This is a genomic window from Nitrospira tepida (assembly GCF_947241125.1).
GTDB classification, from domain to species: domain Bacteria; phylum Nitrospirota; class Nitrospiria; order Nitrospirales; family Nitrospiraceae; genus Nitrospira_G; species Nitrospira_G tepida.
In genome coordinates, this window is the sequence record NZ_OX365700.1 from 3,540,185 (window position 1) to 3,556,724 (window position 16,540).

At 63.0% G+C, this 16,540-nt stretch carries 15 protein-coding genes; all 15 read right to left on the reverse strand.

Annotation, left to right across the window (positions count from 1 at the left end; genetic code table 11):
* Window positions 1-18: 18 nt before the first annotated feature.
* The 15 genes from fliE to miaA all read right to left on the reverse strand — a co-directional run bounded on the left by fliE (window position 19) and on the right by miaA (window position 16,535).
* Window positions 19-321, reverse strand: a complete 303-nt coding sequence (gene fliE, locus QWI75_RS16750) for a flagellar hook-basal body complex protein FliE (RefSeq protein WP_289269894.1) — start codon at window positions 319-321, stop codon at window positions 19-21.
* Between the two features lie 16 nt (window positions 322-337).
* Window positions 338-787: a flagellar basal body rod protein FlgC gene (gene flgC, locus QWI75_RS16755; RefSeq protein WP_289269897.1), complete on the reverse strand. Its 450-nt coding sequence runs from the start codon at window positions 785-787 to the stop codon at window positions 338-340.
* A 245-nt stretch (window positions 788-1,032) separates the two neighbouring features.
* A complete protein-coding gene (gene flgB, locus QWI75_RS16760) occupies window positions 1,033-1,440 on the reverse strand; it encodes a flagellar basal body rod protein FlgB (RefSeq protein WP_289269899.1) in 408 nt (135 codons plus the stop codon).
* Between the two features lie 170 nt (window positions 1,441-1,610).
* Window positions 1,611-3,044, reverse strand: a complete 1,434-nt coding sequence (locus QWI75_RS16765; RefSeq protein ID WP_289269901.1) for a sigma-54-dependent transcriptional regulator — start codon at window positions 3,042-3,044, stop codon at window positions 1,611-1,613.
* On the reverse strand, window positions 3,038-4,336 hold the full coding sequence (locus QWI75_RS16770; RefSeq protein ID WP_289269902.1) for a two-component system sensor histidine kinase NtrB: 1,299 nt from the start codon (window positions 4,334-4,336) through the stop codon (window positions 3,038-3,040). The genes QWI75_RS16765 and QWI75_RS16770 overlap by 7 nt, the downstream gene beginning before the upstream one ends.
* Window positions 4,299-6,518, reverse strand: a complete 2,220-nt coding sequence (locus QWI75_RS16775) for a tetratricopeptide repeat protein (RefSeq protein ID WP_289269904.1) — start codon at window positions 6,516-6,518, stop codon at window positions 4,299-4,301. Before QWI75_RS16775 ends, QWI75_RS16770 begins: the two co-directional genes overlap by 38 nt.
* 104 nt (window positions 6,519-6,622) lie before the next feature.
* Window positions 6,623-8,092, reverse strand: coding sequence for a sigma-54-dependent transcriptional regulator (locus QWI75_RS16780; RefSeq protein ID WP_289269906.1), 1,470 nt, complete (start codon window positions 8,090-8,092; stop codon window positions 6,623-6,625).
* Window positions 8,093-8,359: 267 nt separating this feature from the next.
* Window positions 8,360-10,318, reverse strand: a complete 1,959-nt coding sequence (locus QWI75_RS16785) for a hybrid sensor histidine kinase/response regulator (protein WP_289269908.1) — start codon at window positions 10,316-10,318, stop codon at window positions 8,360-8,362.
* Window positions 10,319-10,479: 161 nt separating this feature from the next.
* The gene (locus QWI75_RS16790) at window positions 10,480-10,860 is read right to left on the reverse strand and encodes a response regulator (RefSeq protein WP_289269910.1); all 381 of its coding nucleotides are present in this window, start codon (window positions 10,858-10,860) and stop codon (window positions 10,480-10,482) included.
* A 240-nt stretch (window positions 10,861-11,100) separates the two neighbouring features.
* Window positions 11,101-11,544, reverse strand: coding sequence for a c-type cytochrome (locus QWI75_RS16795; RefSeq protein WP_289269912.1), 444 nt, complete (start codon window positions 11,542-11,544; stop codon window positions 11,101-11,103).
* Window positions 11,545-12,053: 509 nt separating this feature from the next.
* Window positions 12,054-12,986 (reverse strand): helix-turn-helix domain-containing protein, encoded by a 933-nt coding sequence (locus tag QWI75_RS16800; protein ID WP_289269914.1) that lies wholly within the window; start codon window positions 12,984-12,986, stop codon window positions 12,054-12,056.
* Between the two features lie 14 nt (window positions 12,987-13,000).
* Window positions 13,001-13,690: a tetratricopeptide repeat protein gene (locus QWI75_RS16805; RefSeq protein WP_289269916.1), complete on the reverse strand. Its 690-nt coding sequence runs from the start codon at window positions 13,688-13,690 to the stop codon at window positions 13,001-13,003.
* A complete protein-coding gene (locus QWI75_RS16810; RefSeq protein ID WP_289269918.1) occupies window positions 13,687-14,604 on the reverse strand; it encodes a PfkB family carbohydrate kinase in 918 nt (305 codons plus the stop codon). The genes QWI75_RS16805 and QWI75_RS16810 overlap by 4 nt, the downstream gene beginning before the upstream one ends.
* A 3-nt stretch (window positions 14,605-14,607) precedes the next feature.
* Window positions 14,608-15,513 carry an S-methyl-5'-thioadenosine phosphorylase gene (gene mtnP, locus QWI75_RS16815; protein ID WP_289269920.1) on the reverse strand — a complete coding sequence of 302 codons (906 nt, stop codon included), beginning with the start codon at window positions 15,511-15,513 and terminating at the stop codon, window positions 14,608-14,610.
* Window positions 15,510-16,535 (reverse strand): tRNA (adenosine(37)-N6)-dimethylallyltransferase MiaA, encoded by a 1,026-nt coding sequence (miaA, locus tag QWI75_RS16820; protein WP_370693649.1) that lies wholly within the window; start codon window positions 16,533-16,535, stop codon window positions 15,510-15,512. The genes mtnP and miaA overlap by 4 nt, the downstream gene beginning before the upstream one ends.
* Between the last annotated feature and the right edge of the window lie 5 nt (window positions 16,536-16,540).

Sequence of the window (16,540 nt, forward strand, 5' to 3'; positions counted from 1 at the left end):
CAGGCGACCTGCGACGGGTTAAATCTGCATCCGGTTGATTTCTTCGTAGGCGGCCACCAATTTATTGCGGACCTGCATCATCAACTGGAACGAGGCATCGGCCTTCTGCAAGGCGACCATCGTTTGATGGACATTCTCGGTCTGGCCCGTCATCAGGGCGTCGACCGCGCGGCCGGCCTCCAGTTGCACGTCGTTCACCTGGCTGATCGCCGATTTCAAAGAATCCAGAAACTGGCTTCCTCCCCGGCCGGCCTGTCCAGACGGCGTGGCCACCTCTTGGAGGTTCGACGGAGCGATGCCGTGAATCGTGGTCGGATCCATATGTTCCTCCTCGCCGTTATCGACCAATATCAAGCGCCCGGTTCCACATTGCGCGCGTCGCGTTAATCGCCTGCACGTTCGCCTCGTAGGCCCGGGACGCTCCGATCATGTTGACCATCTCTTCCATGACATTCACGTTCGGCATGATGACGTACCCTTTGTCGTTCGCGTCCGGATGCTTGGGATCGTAGATCGATTGACCGGGCTTGTAGTCCTCAATGACGCGCGCGACCCTCACGCCTTGGGGATTGCCGCCCTGTCCGCCGGCGAACGCCCGATTCAGCGCCCGCTGGAACGGAGGGGTGACCGGCGTCGCCTGGAACAGGACATCCCGCCGGCGGTAGGGGCCGCCGTTCGCCGACCGGGTCGACTGCGCGTTGGCGAGATTGCTCGCGATGACGTTGATGCGCCGGCGCTGCGCATCGAGCGCCGAGACGGAAGGAGCAAGGCTTTCAGAAATGTCCATGACTCCACCTCCATACCAACCTTCGGTTGAACCGGCGGCTCTTCGGGCGAAGCCCTTCTTCATTGTCGCCGCCGGAGAAGCACCACCAGTGATTTCTTTTCGTCTCTTTCCATACCAAGCTTCGCTTGAGCCGGCTGCCCTTCAGATTGCTCTTGGCAGCCGGAGACAACACGCCTCAAGTGATTCTCTTCCTCATCTCCTGTTCGCGTGGTTTGCGGTCAGATCGTGCCTCCGCCCCGGGGGCCTCAGCGTCCTTCCCTGATGGCCCCCAGCAGTTGCCGTAACCGTGCACCCATGATCGTCGCCGCAGTGTTGTAATGCATGGCATTATCCGACAGCTTGGCCATCTCGATTTCCAAATTGACCGTGTTGGCATCGAGCGGTAGATCGCCTTCGCCGGTTTCCACCACCCGGCCGGCCGTGCGGGCCATCGCGTCGCCGCGGACACCGAGGTGCCGCCCGTGGGTGGCAATCAGGGAGACTCCCGGCCGGCCTTGGACCGCCGACGCGAGGGCATCCTGAAACCGCATGTCTTTCGACCGATAGCCCGGCGTTTCCTCATTCGCGATATTGGAGACGATGACCTGATGTCGGGCCGCCCGCAAATCCAAGGTCCGCTCGATCAACCGCATGGTCTTGTCGAAAATGGTCATGGCTCGTACCGGTTCATCCCCATCGGCCTTAGCAAGGGCCGTTCCTCTGACGATCCTCAGACCCGGCGCCTGATGCACGGTCCTGCGCAGCCATTCACCGGTTCAACCGGCCGGTAAGGGGCCACATACATTCTCCCCCGGCAGGGCTTGCCACAGAGGGAACATTTTTCCTACCGGCCGCCAACTATCCTATTCCCGCAGAACTCTCCCCCGGTCTCTCGATACTCCCGCAGCTTGTTGCGCAGGGTCCTGACACTGATCCCCAACTGCCTGGCGGCCTTGGTCCGGTTGTGATTCACTTGGGCCAGCGTGCCGACGATCAATTCCCGCTCCATGTCGCGAAGGGACCCGGCGGGCGCGATCTCCACCCGGCTGACCGGATGAACAGCCGGTGCTTGAGCGGGGCTGGACAGTGAATTCGGCTCAATCGGAATGTGCATGGGCTCGATCACTCTATCGACCGCCAGCAGCACGGCCCGTTCGACCACGTTCTCAAGCTCGCGGATATTGCCTTTCCACGTCCGCTTGACCAGTTCTTGTTCCGCCGCCTCTGACAACAACGGCGCGGGCACGCCGTTGCGCGACGCGGCCAATTGCACGAAGTGCCGGGCCAGCAAGGGAATGTCGGCGCGCCGTTCCCGCAACGGCGGCAACGTGACGGGGAACACATTCAACCGATAGTAGAGATCTTCCCTGAATCGTCCCTGCTCGACCTCCCGATCCAGCGGGCGGTTCGTGGTCGCAATCACGCGGATGTTGACCGACACGGGAGCGATCCCGCCGATGCGATCGACCTCCCGTTCCTGCAACACGCGCAACAGCTTGGCCTGCAACGGCAGGGCCATTTCGCTGATTTCATCGAGCAGGATCGTCCCCTGATGAGCCAGTTCGAACTTCCCGAGCTTCCGAATGATCGCCCCTGTAAACGCGCCCCGTTCATGGCCGAAGAGTTCGCTCTCCAAGAGCCCGTCCGGCAGGGCCGCGCAATTCACCGCCACGAACGGCCGCTGCGCGCGGGGGCTGCGGCTATGAATGAATCGGGCGAGAAGTTCCTTGCCTGTTCCACTCTCTCCCGCGATCAGGATCGTCGCCTGGGAGAGCGCCACGCTCTCCACTTGCTTCAACAACCGCCGCATTGCCGGATCGTCGCTCAGGATCGGCCGCGCAGAGGCCAACCGTGACCCCTCCGGCGCCGTCACGTCCCGTCCCGCTCCCGGAAGCCCCGACACCACCCGCTCCAGCACGTCCGTTGCAAAGGGCTTCAACAAGAAATCGCTGGCGCCCAACTTGATCGCCTCGACCGCCGTTTCCACGGACCCGAAGGCGGTCATGACCACCACGTGCGTCTGCGGCGTCCGCTTCTTGATCTCCCGCACCAGGGCGATGCCGCCCAGCTTCGGCATCTTCATATCGGTGAGGACCAGCCAGGGCTTGGCGTCGTCCAACCGGTCCAGCGCGTCGCGCCCGTCCACAGCCTGCAACACCACATAGCCTCGACGGCGCAGGGATTCCGTCAGCGCGGTCCGCATCGCCGGTTCGTCGTCCACGACCAGGACCGTGCGGGTGGCTGTGAGCGCAGCCTCTTCGGCGGGACTTGTCAACATGTGCGCGAGGCCTCCCGCAGGCCGATCGGCCTGATGCTGCGACGGGCCTGCGCACTCAATGCCCGAATCTCTTGCGGCAGCACAACGGTGAAGACGGTGCCCTGCTTGGGCTCGCTCTCCACTTCCACCCGTCCTCCATGCCCTTCCACCAGAGCGTGCACGATGGCCAGCCCCAGACCGGTGCCGTCCTCGCGGGTCGTAAAAAAGGGATCGAACAACCGGGAGAGGTGCGTGGGCTCGATGCCCGTCCCCGTATCCCTGACCGCCAGGTGGACCACCGGTTGGTCCCGCGATGAGCGGGCATGCTCGCTCACCGTGATCGTCAGGGTGCCCCCGTCCGGCATGGCCTCGACTGCGTTCAGAATCAGATTCACGAGCACCTGGCGCATCTGCATCGCGTCGCACCAGAGATTGGGCGGCGCTTCCTTCAGATCCACGGCCGTCGTCACGTGCGACCGGTTCAGGACATGCGCCGCCAAGGTCAGCGACTCGCCCACCAGCCCGTCGGTCGCCTGCCAGGCCTTGTTCGGCTTCGCCGGCCTGGTGTAGGTCAAGAGATTGGACAACAGCCGATCCATGGCCTGCACCGCGAGGGAGATATGCTCCGTATAGGAGCGCAGGATCGGATCCTGCTCCAGGTCCTGCCGCAACATCGAGGCAAACAATTCGACGCTCCCCAGCGGGTTGCGGATCTCGTGCGCGATCCGGCCGACCATCTCCCCCATGGAGGCCAGCCGGTCCCGCCGATGCAACCGTTCCTCCAGCCGATGCAGGTCCGTGATGTCGTGCAGCAGAACCACCGTGCCCGCCGCCTGCCCGCCGTCCCGGTGGGCCGAGGTTCGCGCGATCGTGATCAACGCTCCCGTCTTCGTGACCAAGGGATACGGCGAGGCGCCCTGAAAAGGATGCTGCAAGACGTCCCGATGTCCATCGAGCCCTTGCTCCGCGAGGAACGGCTCCAACTCGCGCCCGAGAATCCCGTCCGGCCCAATGCCCAACAGCCGCGTCGTCGCCCGATTGCAGCGATGAATCGTCCCCTGCTGGTTCGCGACCAGCACGCCGGTGGACAACGATTCCAGAATGGCCTGAAGTTCGCCGCACATGGCCTCGTTCTTGAGGAGGTTGAGGCGTAACGCTTCGTTTCGATCGGCCAGTTCGAGATCCAATCGCTCGACCTTGGCCTGGAGCGCCCGATAGGACTGTTCCAGCGCCGCGGTAGCCGCTCCGAAACTGCGGAAGGCTTCTTGAAGCAGCTCAGCTCCGACCGGCTCTGTCGAGACCGCCTGATCCATGATGCGTCTCTCCTTTTCGTCCCTGTTCGGTTTTGGCGGTGGCAGTGACCAGCGCCATCGCCCGCCTGACGATTTTGTTTCTGACCGCAGTCCTGCCCTTGTCCGCAATCAAGACGGCCTCGGCATATTGCCGTTGCGTCAGCCACAATCTGGATAGTTGGAACCTGGCGAGATCCGCCTCATCGGACGCGGGGGCCAGGCGCACGACATCGCCATAGCGGGCCGCTGCGGCCGTGATGCGGCCGGCTTGCGCCAGCACGCGCGCGAATTGCAGGACTGTCGTGAGGTCGGCAATCGCTCCGACCCGCTCCGCCAGATCCAAGGTCGCCGCCGCCTCCGCATGGGCTCCGAGCGAGGCCTGCGCGTCGGCCAATTGGAGCAACATCTCATTGTACTGGGCGTCTTGCGTCGGCTGGGCGTCGTGCAGCTTGAGCCAGCGTCGGCAGACCTTGACGACACTGCGGGCGTTGCCCAGCCGAGTCCAGGCTTCGGCCAGATACCGCAACGCTTCCATCCGGTAGGGCCCGAGCGGATTCTCCAATTGGTATCGCTCAAAAACTCGCCGGGCGGCGCCCGGATCGTCCTGGTCGAGATAAGCCCGCCCGAGGCCGATCAGCGCCTCCTGCCGCCGGCGCGAGCCGGCTTGCCGATGCAGCACCTGTTGATAGAGTTCAACCGCCCCAGCGCTGAAACCCAGACGACGGTGCGCGTCGGCCCCCCGCAGCACGAGGTCCTCCTCCAAGGCCAGCCAATCGACGCAGCCGTCCGCTCGATGAAAGGCCACCACGACGCGCCAATCGTCTGCGGAGCGAAGGGCTTCTTCCAGCGCCGGCTGTGCCAGCTCGGCCAGGCGCCGGCGCGCCGCCCCCGGCCAGGGATCTCCGGAGACGACGCCGTCACGCCGGCAGGCCGATAGGAAATGGCGAACCGCTTCCTCCTCCTTGCCTTGCGCCTGGAAATGCTCTCCCAGCCGAACCAATGCCTCGCTTCCGAGCGAGTCGAGCGGCTGCTGCTGAGAAATGGCTCTCAGGATCTGGGCCCGCTCTTCGGGCGCCACCGGCAGCGGCGGATGCACTCCAAAGCCCGATTGCACTTCCAAGGCGAGCGCGCGATCACCGGCCTGCATGGCCAGAGCCTTGCCCGCCTCCGTCAGACGCAACCGCGCTCGGTCCGCTTCCGGTGCATCGGGGAACCGGGCAATCACCGTCCGATACAGCATTTCGCTCGCCGAGAACCGGCGGCTCTGATGCAGACTGTCCGCCCATTGCAGCAGGGCAGACGGCGCCCGCTCGTCTCGTGGATACAGATTGACAAACGACGACCAGAGTTGCCGCGCTGTTGCTGCCCGTCCCTGTCCCTGTTCGATGTCGGCCAGTTCCAGCAGACAGGATGGGCAGGCTCTGACCAGATCCGGCCACCGCCTCATGGCGGACTCATACAGCGACGCCGCTTCCGGCAAGCGGCCAGCCCCATACTGCGCCGCCGCCGCGCCGAGCGTCGCCCATTGCACGAGCATTTCCTGTTCGGTGCCGGCACGGACCTGCTGAAACGCATGGAGGGCCTGTTTCCATTCCTGCGCCGCCAGCCATGTCATGCCCAATCCCAGGAAGGCCCGCGCCGCATCCCTGGCATTCATCGATTCCGCCACCGCGCGCTGGTAGGCCGCTTGCGATTCGGCTGTCCATCCCAGCTCCCGGTAAAGATCGCCGATCCGCCAACGGGCCCGCTGGGCATTGGCGGATTCCGGAAAGTCACGGATCAATTCGACATAGGCCTGAACCGCGTCCAGCCGACGTTGGGTTGTCCGATCTTGACGGACGAGGATCTCCGCAAGAAACGCGCGCGCCATCGGGACGACTGTCGGACCGGGAAACTGTTCCGCAGCTTGACGGAAGGCCAGATGCGCGGCATCCCACTCGCCGCGGTCAAAAAATGACAGGGCGCGGGCCAGGTGCAGGTCGGCCGCCTCTGTCAGATGAGGTTCCGCACACGGGCCTGGATCGGGCAGGTCGGACCAAGCTAGGGCTGTCCGGCTTCCGGATTTCTGGACCGGTTCGGGTCGAACCTGATCAGCCAAACCGTCCGACCCAGCGGCAGAGGCGGAGCGGACACAGACATAAGGGAACGGGACGATTGCGATGAGGAGGACCGACAGGGAGGCAATGGTCAGTGGCATTCGCATCAGAAGTACCATCCAGCAACTTCTGTGCCCCATCACAATTGGCGCGATGGCGTAGGAATTCTCGATGTCCTGTCAGAATGCAGACAGGCGGACGTGGGAGACGGTCAAATCATTGACGGCCCCGTCAACGGGCAGGACTCGTCGCGACGGACGGGTTCGTAAGCCGTGAGCGCGGGCTTTCCCCCGAGTCTTTTGCGCTTGAGCTTCTCGACGAGCGTGGTGCGATTGAGGCGAAGGAGTTTGGCGGCTTTGCTAGTGATGCCCTTAGCTTGGACCAGAGCCTCCGCGATCAATCGATTCTCATACCGTTCGACTTCCCGCACGAGATCGATGCCGCCTTCGGCGAATGAGAAGGTCTCGGCTTCCAGTCCTGTGGCAGGTCCCGTTGGTCGTTCGGCCCGCTGAACCACTGGCTCGGGAATATCCTCGATCCCGATCAGGCCTTCCCGCTTCAGCACGATAAGCCGCTCGATGAGATTTTCCAGCTCTCGGATGTTGCCAGGCCAATCGTACCGCGTCAGAGCCCGCAGCGCGTCCGGCGTCAGCCCGGTGATGGAGGCGCGCTTCAGCCGGTTGAAGCGGTCCACGAAATGCGCCACCAACAACGGCAGGTCATTCCGCCGTTCGCGCAAGGGAGGGATCATGATGGGAATGACGTTGAGTCGGTAGTAGAGATCTTTACGAAAGCGGCCCTGGCGGACCGCCTGCTCCAGATCCTGGTTGGTCGCCGCGACAAGACGCACATCGACGGCGATCGAGCGGGTCCCCCCCACCCGCTCGAAACGGCGTTCCTGAATCACCCGCAGCAACTTGACCTGCAACGGCAGGCTCAGTTCCCCGATTTCGTCCAAGAAGATCGTCCCTCGATGGGCCAGCTCGAAACGTCCCGGCCGGGCGCTGTGCGCGCCGCTGAAGGCCCCCTTCTCGTGCCCAAACAGTTCGGATTCCAAGAGCTGTTCCGGAATCGCCCCGCAATTGATCGGAATCCAGGGGCCATGACGTCGTGAACTCCGGGCATGGAGCATCCTCGCCAAGACCTCCTTGCCTGTTCCGCTTTCGCCCTGGATCAAGACTGTGCTGTCGCTGTCGGCGACGCGCTTGACCACCTGCATGACCGCCTGCATCGATGCACTGGTGCCGATCGGGGCGTCATAAGCCGGCGGTTCACCGGGACGCAGGCCGGCACCGGCCTCGCCGCGCCGGCCTTGGCGAGAGCGCGCCGCCCGCTCCAAGGTCTGCGAGAGCAGCGCCGGGTCGAAAGGCTTTGTGATGAAGTCCATCGCGCCGGCGCGCATCGCGCGCACGGCCCGCTCGACGGTGCCGTCTCCGGTCATCGCTATGCTGCAGATCCCCCGCTCCAGCGCGGCGACCCGTTCGATCACGGCCACGCCGTCCATGTCCGGGAGTTGAAGGTCGATCAACAGCACATCGACGGCTTGGTCCTGCGCCCGCTGAATCGCCGACCGTCCGTCGGCTGCGGCGGCAACCGTCCATCCTTCCTCGCTGAGCGTGGCTTGAATCAAGGTCCGAACGGCGGGGTCGTCTTCCACAACCAACACATGCAGTGGTCCCATAACACTCCCTTGTCAGTCGGTGAACGGGCATTGCGGCTCCACACTCCACCCCCTGGGCGCGCGGGGCGCCTGTCAGGAAGCCGCGGCTCACGAGGGGGACGTCGTCGCTGAAGCGAATGTGTGAATCAACGGACAAGAACAAGCATAGATGACGGAGGATGGCTGAGAAGAACCGTTTGGACGGTCCTTTAGCAGGAATATGGCCCTATATGATAGGGACTTATGATTCTATCGTGTGTAGAACTGCTATACGAAACTCATACCGACTTATGGACTTGCTTCCATGGTCTGACCCTGTAGGTCGGCCTGTATCCCATGCGGCTGGTCCAGCACTTTTCGAATCCGATTCGCCAGGGCGTGAGGCGTAAAGGGCTTCTGCAGGAATTCCACTCGCGCAGCGACCACCCCGTGTTTGAGAATTTCGTCATCCGTATAGCCAGACATGAACATGACCTTGAGATCGGGAGACTGGCCGCGCAGATGTTCCGCGAGCTCACGCCCGCCCATCTGCGGCATCACGATGTCCGTCAAAAGCAGATCGATCGCATCCCGATACTGGCTGACAAGCAAGAGCGCTTCCATTCCATCATTGGCCTCCAGCACGCGATACCCTCGCGATCGAAGCGTATCGCGCACCAGGGCCCGGACGGCCGGCTCGTCCTCGACCACGAGAATGATTTCGGTCCCCCGTTGCTTGGACACGTCGTGATCTTCGGTATGGTCCGACGTCACCGGTCCTTCAATGCGAGGGAAGTACATGGTGAAGGTCGTCCCCCGCCCCGGTTCGCTGGCCACGGTAATGAGCCCGCCGCTTTGCTTGACGACGCCGTACACCGTGGAGAGCCCCAATCCGGTTCCCTTGCCCTTCGGCTTGGTCGTGAAAAACGGCTCGAAGATATGGGAGAGCACGCCGGGATCGATCCCGGTCCCGGTATCCGCCACGACGACCTGCACATACCGGCCGGGAGCCGCGTCGAGTTGCCGCTCGCCGAGCTCCTGCGGCCCAAGATCGATGTTGCCAGGCTCGATCATGATCCGGCCGCCTTCCGGCATGGCATCGCGCGCGTTCACGGCCAGATTCAGGATCACCTGCTCAAGCTGGCCGGGATCAACTCGAATCGTCCCGAGGCCGGGACAGGAACGGACAAGCAGTTCGATGTTATCCCCGGCCAGCGTGCGCAACATCTGCATCATTCCCTGCAGCACCTGGTTCACGTCAATGACCTTCGGCTGCAGAACCTGGCGGCGGCTGAACGCGAGCAGTTGCGAGGTCAAGCCCGCCGCTCGCTCGCCGGCTTGCAGGATCTGATCGACGCTCTGGCGCTGGTCCTCCGTCAAGGTGCCGTCTTCGGCCAACAAGCAACCGTGACCGTTGATGACCGTCAGCATGTTGTTGAAATCGTGCGCGACGCCGCCGGCCAGCTTGCCGACCGCCTCCATCTTCTGAGATTGCCGGACTTGCTCTTCCAGTTGTTGTTGCTTGCTGAGATTGCGAAGGAGGACTTGCGCGACCTCATCGCCTGTGCCAGCCGAGGGGGCGGCCCGCAGTTCCACATCCACCCCCTTGCCGTCCAGGCGAAGGCATTTGACGGTGGCTCCGCCGACCGGTTCGCTCCGTTCCAGGCTGCCACGGATCTGGTCGAGCTTGCTTCGATCATAGTCGGGATGCACAAAATCCCAGAGGGATCGTCCGACGAGCATCTCGGCGTTCGCCGCGCCGAATAGATTGGCGGCCTCGCGATTGGCGGAGACGACACGCCCTTTCTGCACTAACACGATGGCATCGGGAAACAGGTCCAGCAGACGCCGGTACCATTCGTATCCCTGGCCGTGGACTCCAACGTGATCCCGGCACGGATCGCCATCGGCGATCAAGCCTCCCACCAGGAGCGGCGCCGTGGACAGGCGGACCGGGAAGACCTTGACGGTCGGAGCGAGCTCGGTGCCGTCCGGAAGGTACAAAGGGGCGATCGTCTTTTCGGAAGCGCCCTCCGCCACTATCTGCGCAGCCTGCGCCTGGACATGTTTCCACCAGGCCTGAAGCTGCGGAGAAGGTTCCGGCGTTCCGTGACCGGCGCTGGCGACAACCAGTCGCCCGAATTTCAACAGGAAGGCAGGGTTGGCATACAACAGGCTCCCGTTTCCTGCCAGAACGAACAGCTTGGCCGGATGCCGGTCCAGCAGGGCCGTAGCCAGTTCACAATCGGCGGCGCCAAATAAGGGCATCGTTCGTTCAAGCCTGGCTAAGCATCAGTGCGTCGAGCGACGACGCGTGGGTTCCCGCAGCGCAGATTAAGCCTGCGCCGTTCTTCTGGTCCGGTTACGATCGTCGCGAGTATGCAGTGGAAGGCACGAGACCGTGAGCCGGCCTCGCCTGCAAAACCGATTCACGCCGGCCTGGCCTGCTTGCCCTGAGCCAATGCGCGAGTCAGCGCATCTCCCAGCCGATGCAGAGAGAATTCTTTCGGCAAAAAATCGACGACGCCCAGTTCCCTCGCCTCATCCTGTGCGGTTTCCGTTCCGCCACCGGTCAGAATGATCACGGGGGCCGCCGGGTTGACGGTCCGAATCTGCTTGAGCACGGAAATCCCGTCCATATCGGGGAGATTGAGATCCAGGATGGTCACCTGCGGCGACTCCTGGACGAACGATTCGATGCCACGCTGCGCGGCAGTGGCTAAGAGGACCTGATGTCCCTTGCGTTTCAACACTGTTTTTAAGAGTTCGAGGACGAACGGCTCATCATCGATCACCAGGACTTTGGCCATACTGATACCCCCTAGGGCTACATCGGCATCCAATCCCTTGTTCTTTAGCGGCAGCGGGGTGCCCCCATGCCGAGCCAGCCTCTGTGGAGCGAAAAACAGGCGCTGATGACGAAATTGGCGAACCAGTCCGTGGGGGAACAGACCGCGGGAATTGCGGAGAGAGGGAAGGGCGTTGAAACGAGACGGGCGGCATGGGGAACCCCATGCCGCCCGTCTATGAGAAATGTAATCGGCCTAAAATTACTCTTTGCAGAAGCTGCGCTCGTAGTTGATGATCGTCCAGGCCTCTTCCTCGGTAATCGCAGCCGGGACCAGGGACACCATGCCGGTTCCCGCGCTGCCGTTCTTGATCACCCAGAACAGCTCGCCGTCTTTCCGCTTCTTGTGGAACTTGCAGTTCGTGAAGTTGCGCGGGCTGGGATTCAGAATCGCACCGGCCGGTCCGTCGCCCTTCCCCTCTTTCCCGTGGCAATTCACGCAGGTGCCCTTGCCCTCGAACAGCGCCTTGCCCTTGGCGATGTTCTCCGGCGTGGCCTCGACGGGATTCTTCATCTGCTTGGCCTCGGCCAGTTGGTCCGCCGGAACGCGAGGCTTCAAGGGATCCTTTTCTTCCGCCACAGACGCCGTGGCGGACACGAACATACCAACCGCGACTAACGCCAGAACCCTAGCAACGTACCCCATCACACTCCTCCTTTGTGGTAAACACTTGACGACACACTCCGTCCGCCCGTGCCGTTGAGCAGCTTTCCTTCTCCCGACAGGCCGCAACAAGGATCACGACAAAAAAGGACGTCGGGCATGAAAGGCGTCGAACTATAGCAACGCCTTCTCAACCTTGTCAACCCGGCGACACGAAGATCGCCGCATCTGACGCGGCGGAGACCCTCGCGACAGCCCGCACCGCCTCGCATTGAGATCAGACTCGATCGACCTGGTCCGAGACAGAGGAACATCAAGAGTCGTGCCGGATTCCATATATTCAAGGCCGCCGGGTTCCAATCACTTGCAGTAAGATCGGCTCCGGATTTGGATTCCAGAACAAACGTTGTGGTGATTTTGTGCCTCACGGCGAGGCCGGACGCCTCAATCGGGGCCGTGGGACAACCAAGAGCCTCGCAAAATCGGCCTTGCGAAGAGCACTGAGGAGAATGGAAGGAGATATGAGGGGGGGGAAACGTTGAAGGCTGGTGCTAACTTTCCCGTTTCAACACGACATCCCGAACGACTCGGCCCGTCTGTCCAAACGGCTTCTGCGGCTTGCCGTTCAACAGGGCTTTGACACCGCCCGCATTGCCGAGCGTGAGGGCAAATTGATCCTGCGCTTTCCAGCGGGCCCGTTCTCCGGGACGGAGCAAGGCCTCGACCGGGCTCCCGCCGTCGATTTGTACCACCACCCAACTAAGCTCGACGGCCTCCAAATCAAGCACCAGCGGTTCTGTCGCGCCCGGGCCTTCCACCGAGAGACCCGCCAGGGGTCCTTCGGATCGCACCGTCAATTCCCCGGGAACCGAGTCCGACGCCATGGCGGGAGGCGGGACCGATGAAGCGGCCGGAGCCGGCGCGGCCGCCTGCGGCGGCTCGCTCGCCTCCCGCGTTGGAGCGGCCGCTCCCTTGCCGGCAGGCCGTGCCTCCTCGACAGGGCCAGTGGAAGCCGCCTTCGTTTCCCTGTTTGCCGACAAGGGCCTTGTGCTGCCGCTTGGGCTGCCGGCGAACTCGGAGGCGGTCCGTTTGATCAATTGCCCGGACTGTTGGCGGGTCAGCAACACCACCAGCGAGGCCACGGCCACGGCTATGGCGATGCCGACCGCCTTGCGGCTCGCGCGACGCCGACGGTCTTCCTCCTCCTGTTTTTGCTTGAGCCGCTCGCGTTCGTTTTGCCGATCATAATAGGACCCCGCCGACTGGACGAACCGTTGCAGCGCGTCCTCTTCATCCAATCCCAACGAACGGGCATAGGAGCGCACAAATCCCCGTGCGAACACCTGATCCGGAAGCCGGGCGTAGTTGCCCTCTTCGATCGCGCGCACGAAGTCGGCGCGGATCCTCGTTTTGGAGGCCACTTCATCGACCGTCAAGCCTTTGGTCTCCCGCACCTGTCGAAAGAAATCTCCGATGGAGTCCATGCCGCTCCCTATCACTAATACTGCTTCATTCGTTGGAGGAGTTGTTCCGCCGCCTGACCGTACTCTCCTCCCTTATCCAGACTCGACACGCGCGTCAGCGCGTCCTTGGCCTTCTGCTCATGTCCCATCTTGTAATAGGCCTGCGCCAGCTCGAGGTTCACCCTGGCCGGAGAAATGCTGGGCGGATTGACCTGCAACGCATCCTCGAACGCGGCGGCCGCCGCCCTCATGTCCCCCTGATGCACCAACGCCCGCCCTAGGTGGAAGCGGGCCAGATCCGGCGTCACGTACAGGGGGTTGGCCAGGGCCTGCTTGTAACTCTTGATGGCTTCGTCCCAACGCCCCTGGCTTGCCTGTACCTGGCCCAGGTACGTGAGGGTCTCGGAATGTTCGGGATCGATCAGCAGCACCTGGCGGAACTCCTCTTCCGCCTCGGCAAACCGCCCCTGTTGCGCATAGATATGGCCCAGCCCGTAATGGGCATCCTTGTTCTTGGGATCGAGTTGGATCGCCTTCTGAAACGACACGAACGCCCGTTGGCGGTCGGTCGTCAGGTTGGCCAACCCTTCTTGGTAATACCCGGCCGACTTCTTGATCTGCTCTTCGGATGCGGCACAACCGACCAGGAGGCCGGCAACGGCCGCGCAGGGAATAATAGACCGCACCGCCCGCGACTTCATCATACAGGAAAGGCCGCTGCTCATGTGGGGAGGTCCTCGAAATGAGTGAGCCGCTTGAATTCTTTGAATCGGGCTTCAATCTCTTTGTAATCCAGGACTCGCAAACGGTCAAGGCTAAAGGCCTCTACTGTAAAGGAGGCCATGACGCTGCCGAAGATCGTGGCCTGACGGAACGCGTCGGGCGAGCGGTTGCCGGTGGCCGCCAAGTACCCGAGGAATCCTCCGGCAAAGGTGTCGCCTGCTCCCGTCGGATCGAGCACCTGTTCCAGTGGGTAGGCCGGCGCCCCGAAGTATCCGCGTCCATCGAACATGAGCACGCCGTACTCGCCCCGCTTGATGACCAGATGCTTGGGGCCCCGGCTCAGGATCTTCTTCGCGACCTGGACCAGATTGGGGTGCTCGCCCAGGGCCCGCGCCTCCCCGTCGTTGATGATCAAGACATCGATCTGTTCCAGGACCTTCCATAAGGCGTCGCGCTTCCCGTTGATCCAGAAATTCATGGTGTCGCACGCCACCAGCGCCGGCCGCGTCACCTGAGAGAGCACTTCAAGTTGCAGTTCCGGGTCGATGTTCCCGAGAAACAGCACGTCCGGCGTTCGATACTGGGCCGGAAGCTTGGGCCGGAAGCTTTCAAATACGTTCAGCTTGGTATCGAGCGTCTGGGCCTCATTGAGCTGATGGCTGTATTGGCCCCGCCACCGAAAGGTTTGCCCGGGCCGCCGCTCCAACCCGGCCAGATCGATCCGCCGGCTCTTCAGAAACGCCAGATGTTTCTCGGGGAAATCCTCTCCGACGACGGCGATCAAATCCACGCTCGTGAAATAACTGGCCGACGTGGAAAAATACGTGGCCGACCCGCCTAGCACCTCGTTCGCTTCCCCGAACGGCGTCGCCACGGTATCCAATGCGACCGACCCCACCACCAGCAGTTTCCCCATACGTCAGCCCCGTCCTTTCTTCGCTTCGATATAGCGGCCGATCAGCAGATGCAGCCGCGTCCGAGCCGCGGCCGGGATCGCCTCCGGCGCGGTGATAATGGCGCCCTTCAGCGCCTGTTGGCACCCGCAGACCGCCTTCTCTTCCAGTTGACCGACCACCTCCCGCAGCAACCGCTTCGCGAGCAGGACATTCTGCCGGAGCACGGTCAAAATCGCCTCGACCTGCACGGCTTCTTCCGTCTCGTGCCAACAATCATAGTCGGTGACCAGGGCGATCGTGGCATAACACAGTTCCGCCTCCCTGGCCAGCTTGGCCTCCGGCATGTTGGTCATGCCGATCACGCTGACGTGCCAACTGCGATACAGATGCGATTCCGCTTTGGTCGAGAATTGCGGGCCTTCGATGCAGAGGTACGATCCGCCGCGGTGCGCGACGGCCCCGACCGACCGCGTGGCCTGTTCCACGATCTGACCCAGGCGGCCGCAGACCGGCTCCGCCAACCCCACATGGGCCACGACATCCGCATCGAAAAATGTGGAGGCCCGCCGTTTGGTCCAATCCAGAAACTGATCGGGCAACACGACATGGCCCGGTTGGATCGTTTCCCGCATGCTGCCGACGGCGCTGACGGAGAGGACCTGTGAGACCCCGATCGCCTTCAGCGCGTAGATGTTCGCGCGATAATTGATGGTGCTCGGGCTGAATCGATGGCCCTGTCCATGTCGGGCGAGAAACGCGACCCGGCGTCCTTCAAGCTGTCCAAGGATCACCGGCCCGGACGGATCGCCGAACGGCGTCTTGATCCGCGCCTCCCGAACCTGCGTGAGCCCCTCCATCTCATAGAGCCCGCTGCCGCCGATGATTCCGATGTCGGCCCGTGCCTGGCCTGCTCCGCTGCGCCGGCTCATCGCGCTCCCGCCCCGATGGAGGAGAGATCCGTTTGAGACCGGGCCGGCGCCCGACCGCCGACAAGCCGGCTAAGAAAATCGTGGACGAGGGCCGCTACACGAGCGGTCACCTGTTCCGCCGTTTCCTCCGGTGCGATCGTCACCCAATGAACATCCGATTCCGCCCGAAACCAGGTAAGCTGGCGCTTGGCAAACCGGCGCGTGTCCCGTTTCAGCCGGCGCACCGCCTCGTCATAGTCGTACTGGCCCAGGAGATAACCCGCCATCTGCTTATACCCGACTCCCCTCATCGCGCTCAGGTGCGGACCGTATCCTCGGTCGAGCAGGCGCTGAGTTTCTTCTCGGAGCCCGCGGGCCAACATGCCATCGATCCGTTCCTCTATCCGCCGATACAACTCGGCTCGCTCGCGGAGCAGACCGATCGTCACCGATGCATATGGCGATTCGGCAAACCGGTGGGCGCCGTGGATGCCTGACAGGGCCCGACCTGTCCGTGCATACACCTCCAGCGCCCTGATGATCTTGACGTGATCATGCGGATGCAGGCGCGCGGCCGCCGCCGGGTCCACGTCCGCCAGCTTGCGGTGCAACGACTCGGCTCCCTGCGCCCGTGCCTCCTTCTCCAGCCTCACGCGCATCGTCCAGTCCGCCGGAGGCCCTTCACAGAGCCCCCGCAGAAGCGCCCTGATATAGAGTCCCGTCCCACCGACGACCAGTGGCAGCTTGCCCTGCCGGTGTAACCGGGCGATCTCGCTCTCCGCATGCCGACGGTAGAGGCTGACATTGAACGGTTGGTCGGGATCGACAAGGTCGATGAGCCGATGCGGAACCGTGAGCAGCTCTTCCGAACAAGGCTTGTCGGTGCCGATGTCCATGCCCCGGTAGACTTGACGGGAATCCGCCGCCAGCACCTCCGTCTCCAAGGCTTGGGCCAGCCGCAGACCCACCGCGGACTTCCCCACGGCCGTGGGGCCCACCAGCGCCACGACCGGCTTGAGCAAAGGATATTGGTCCGCCGTCAGCACGA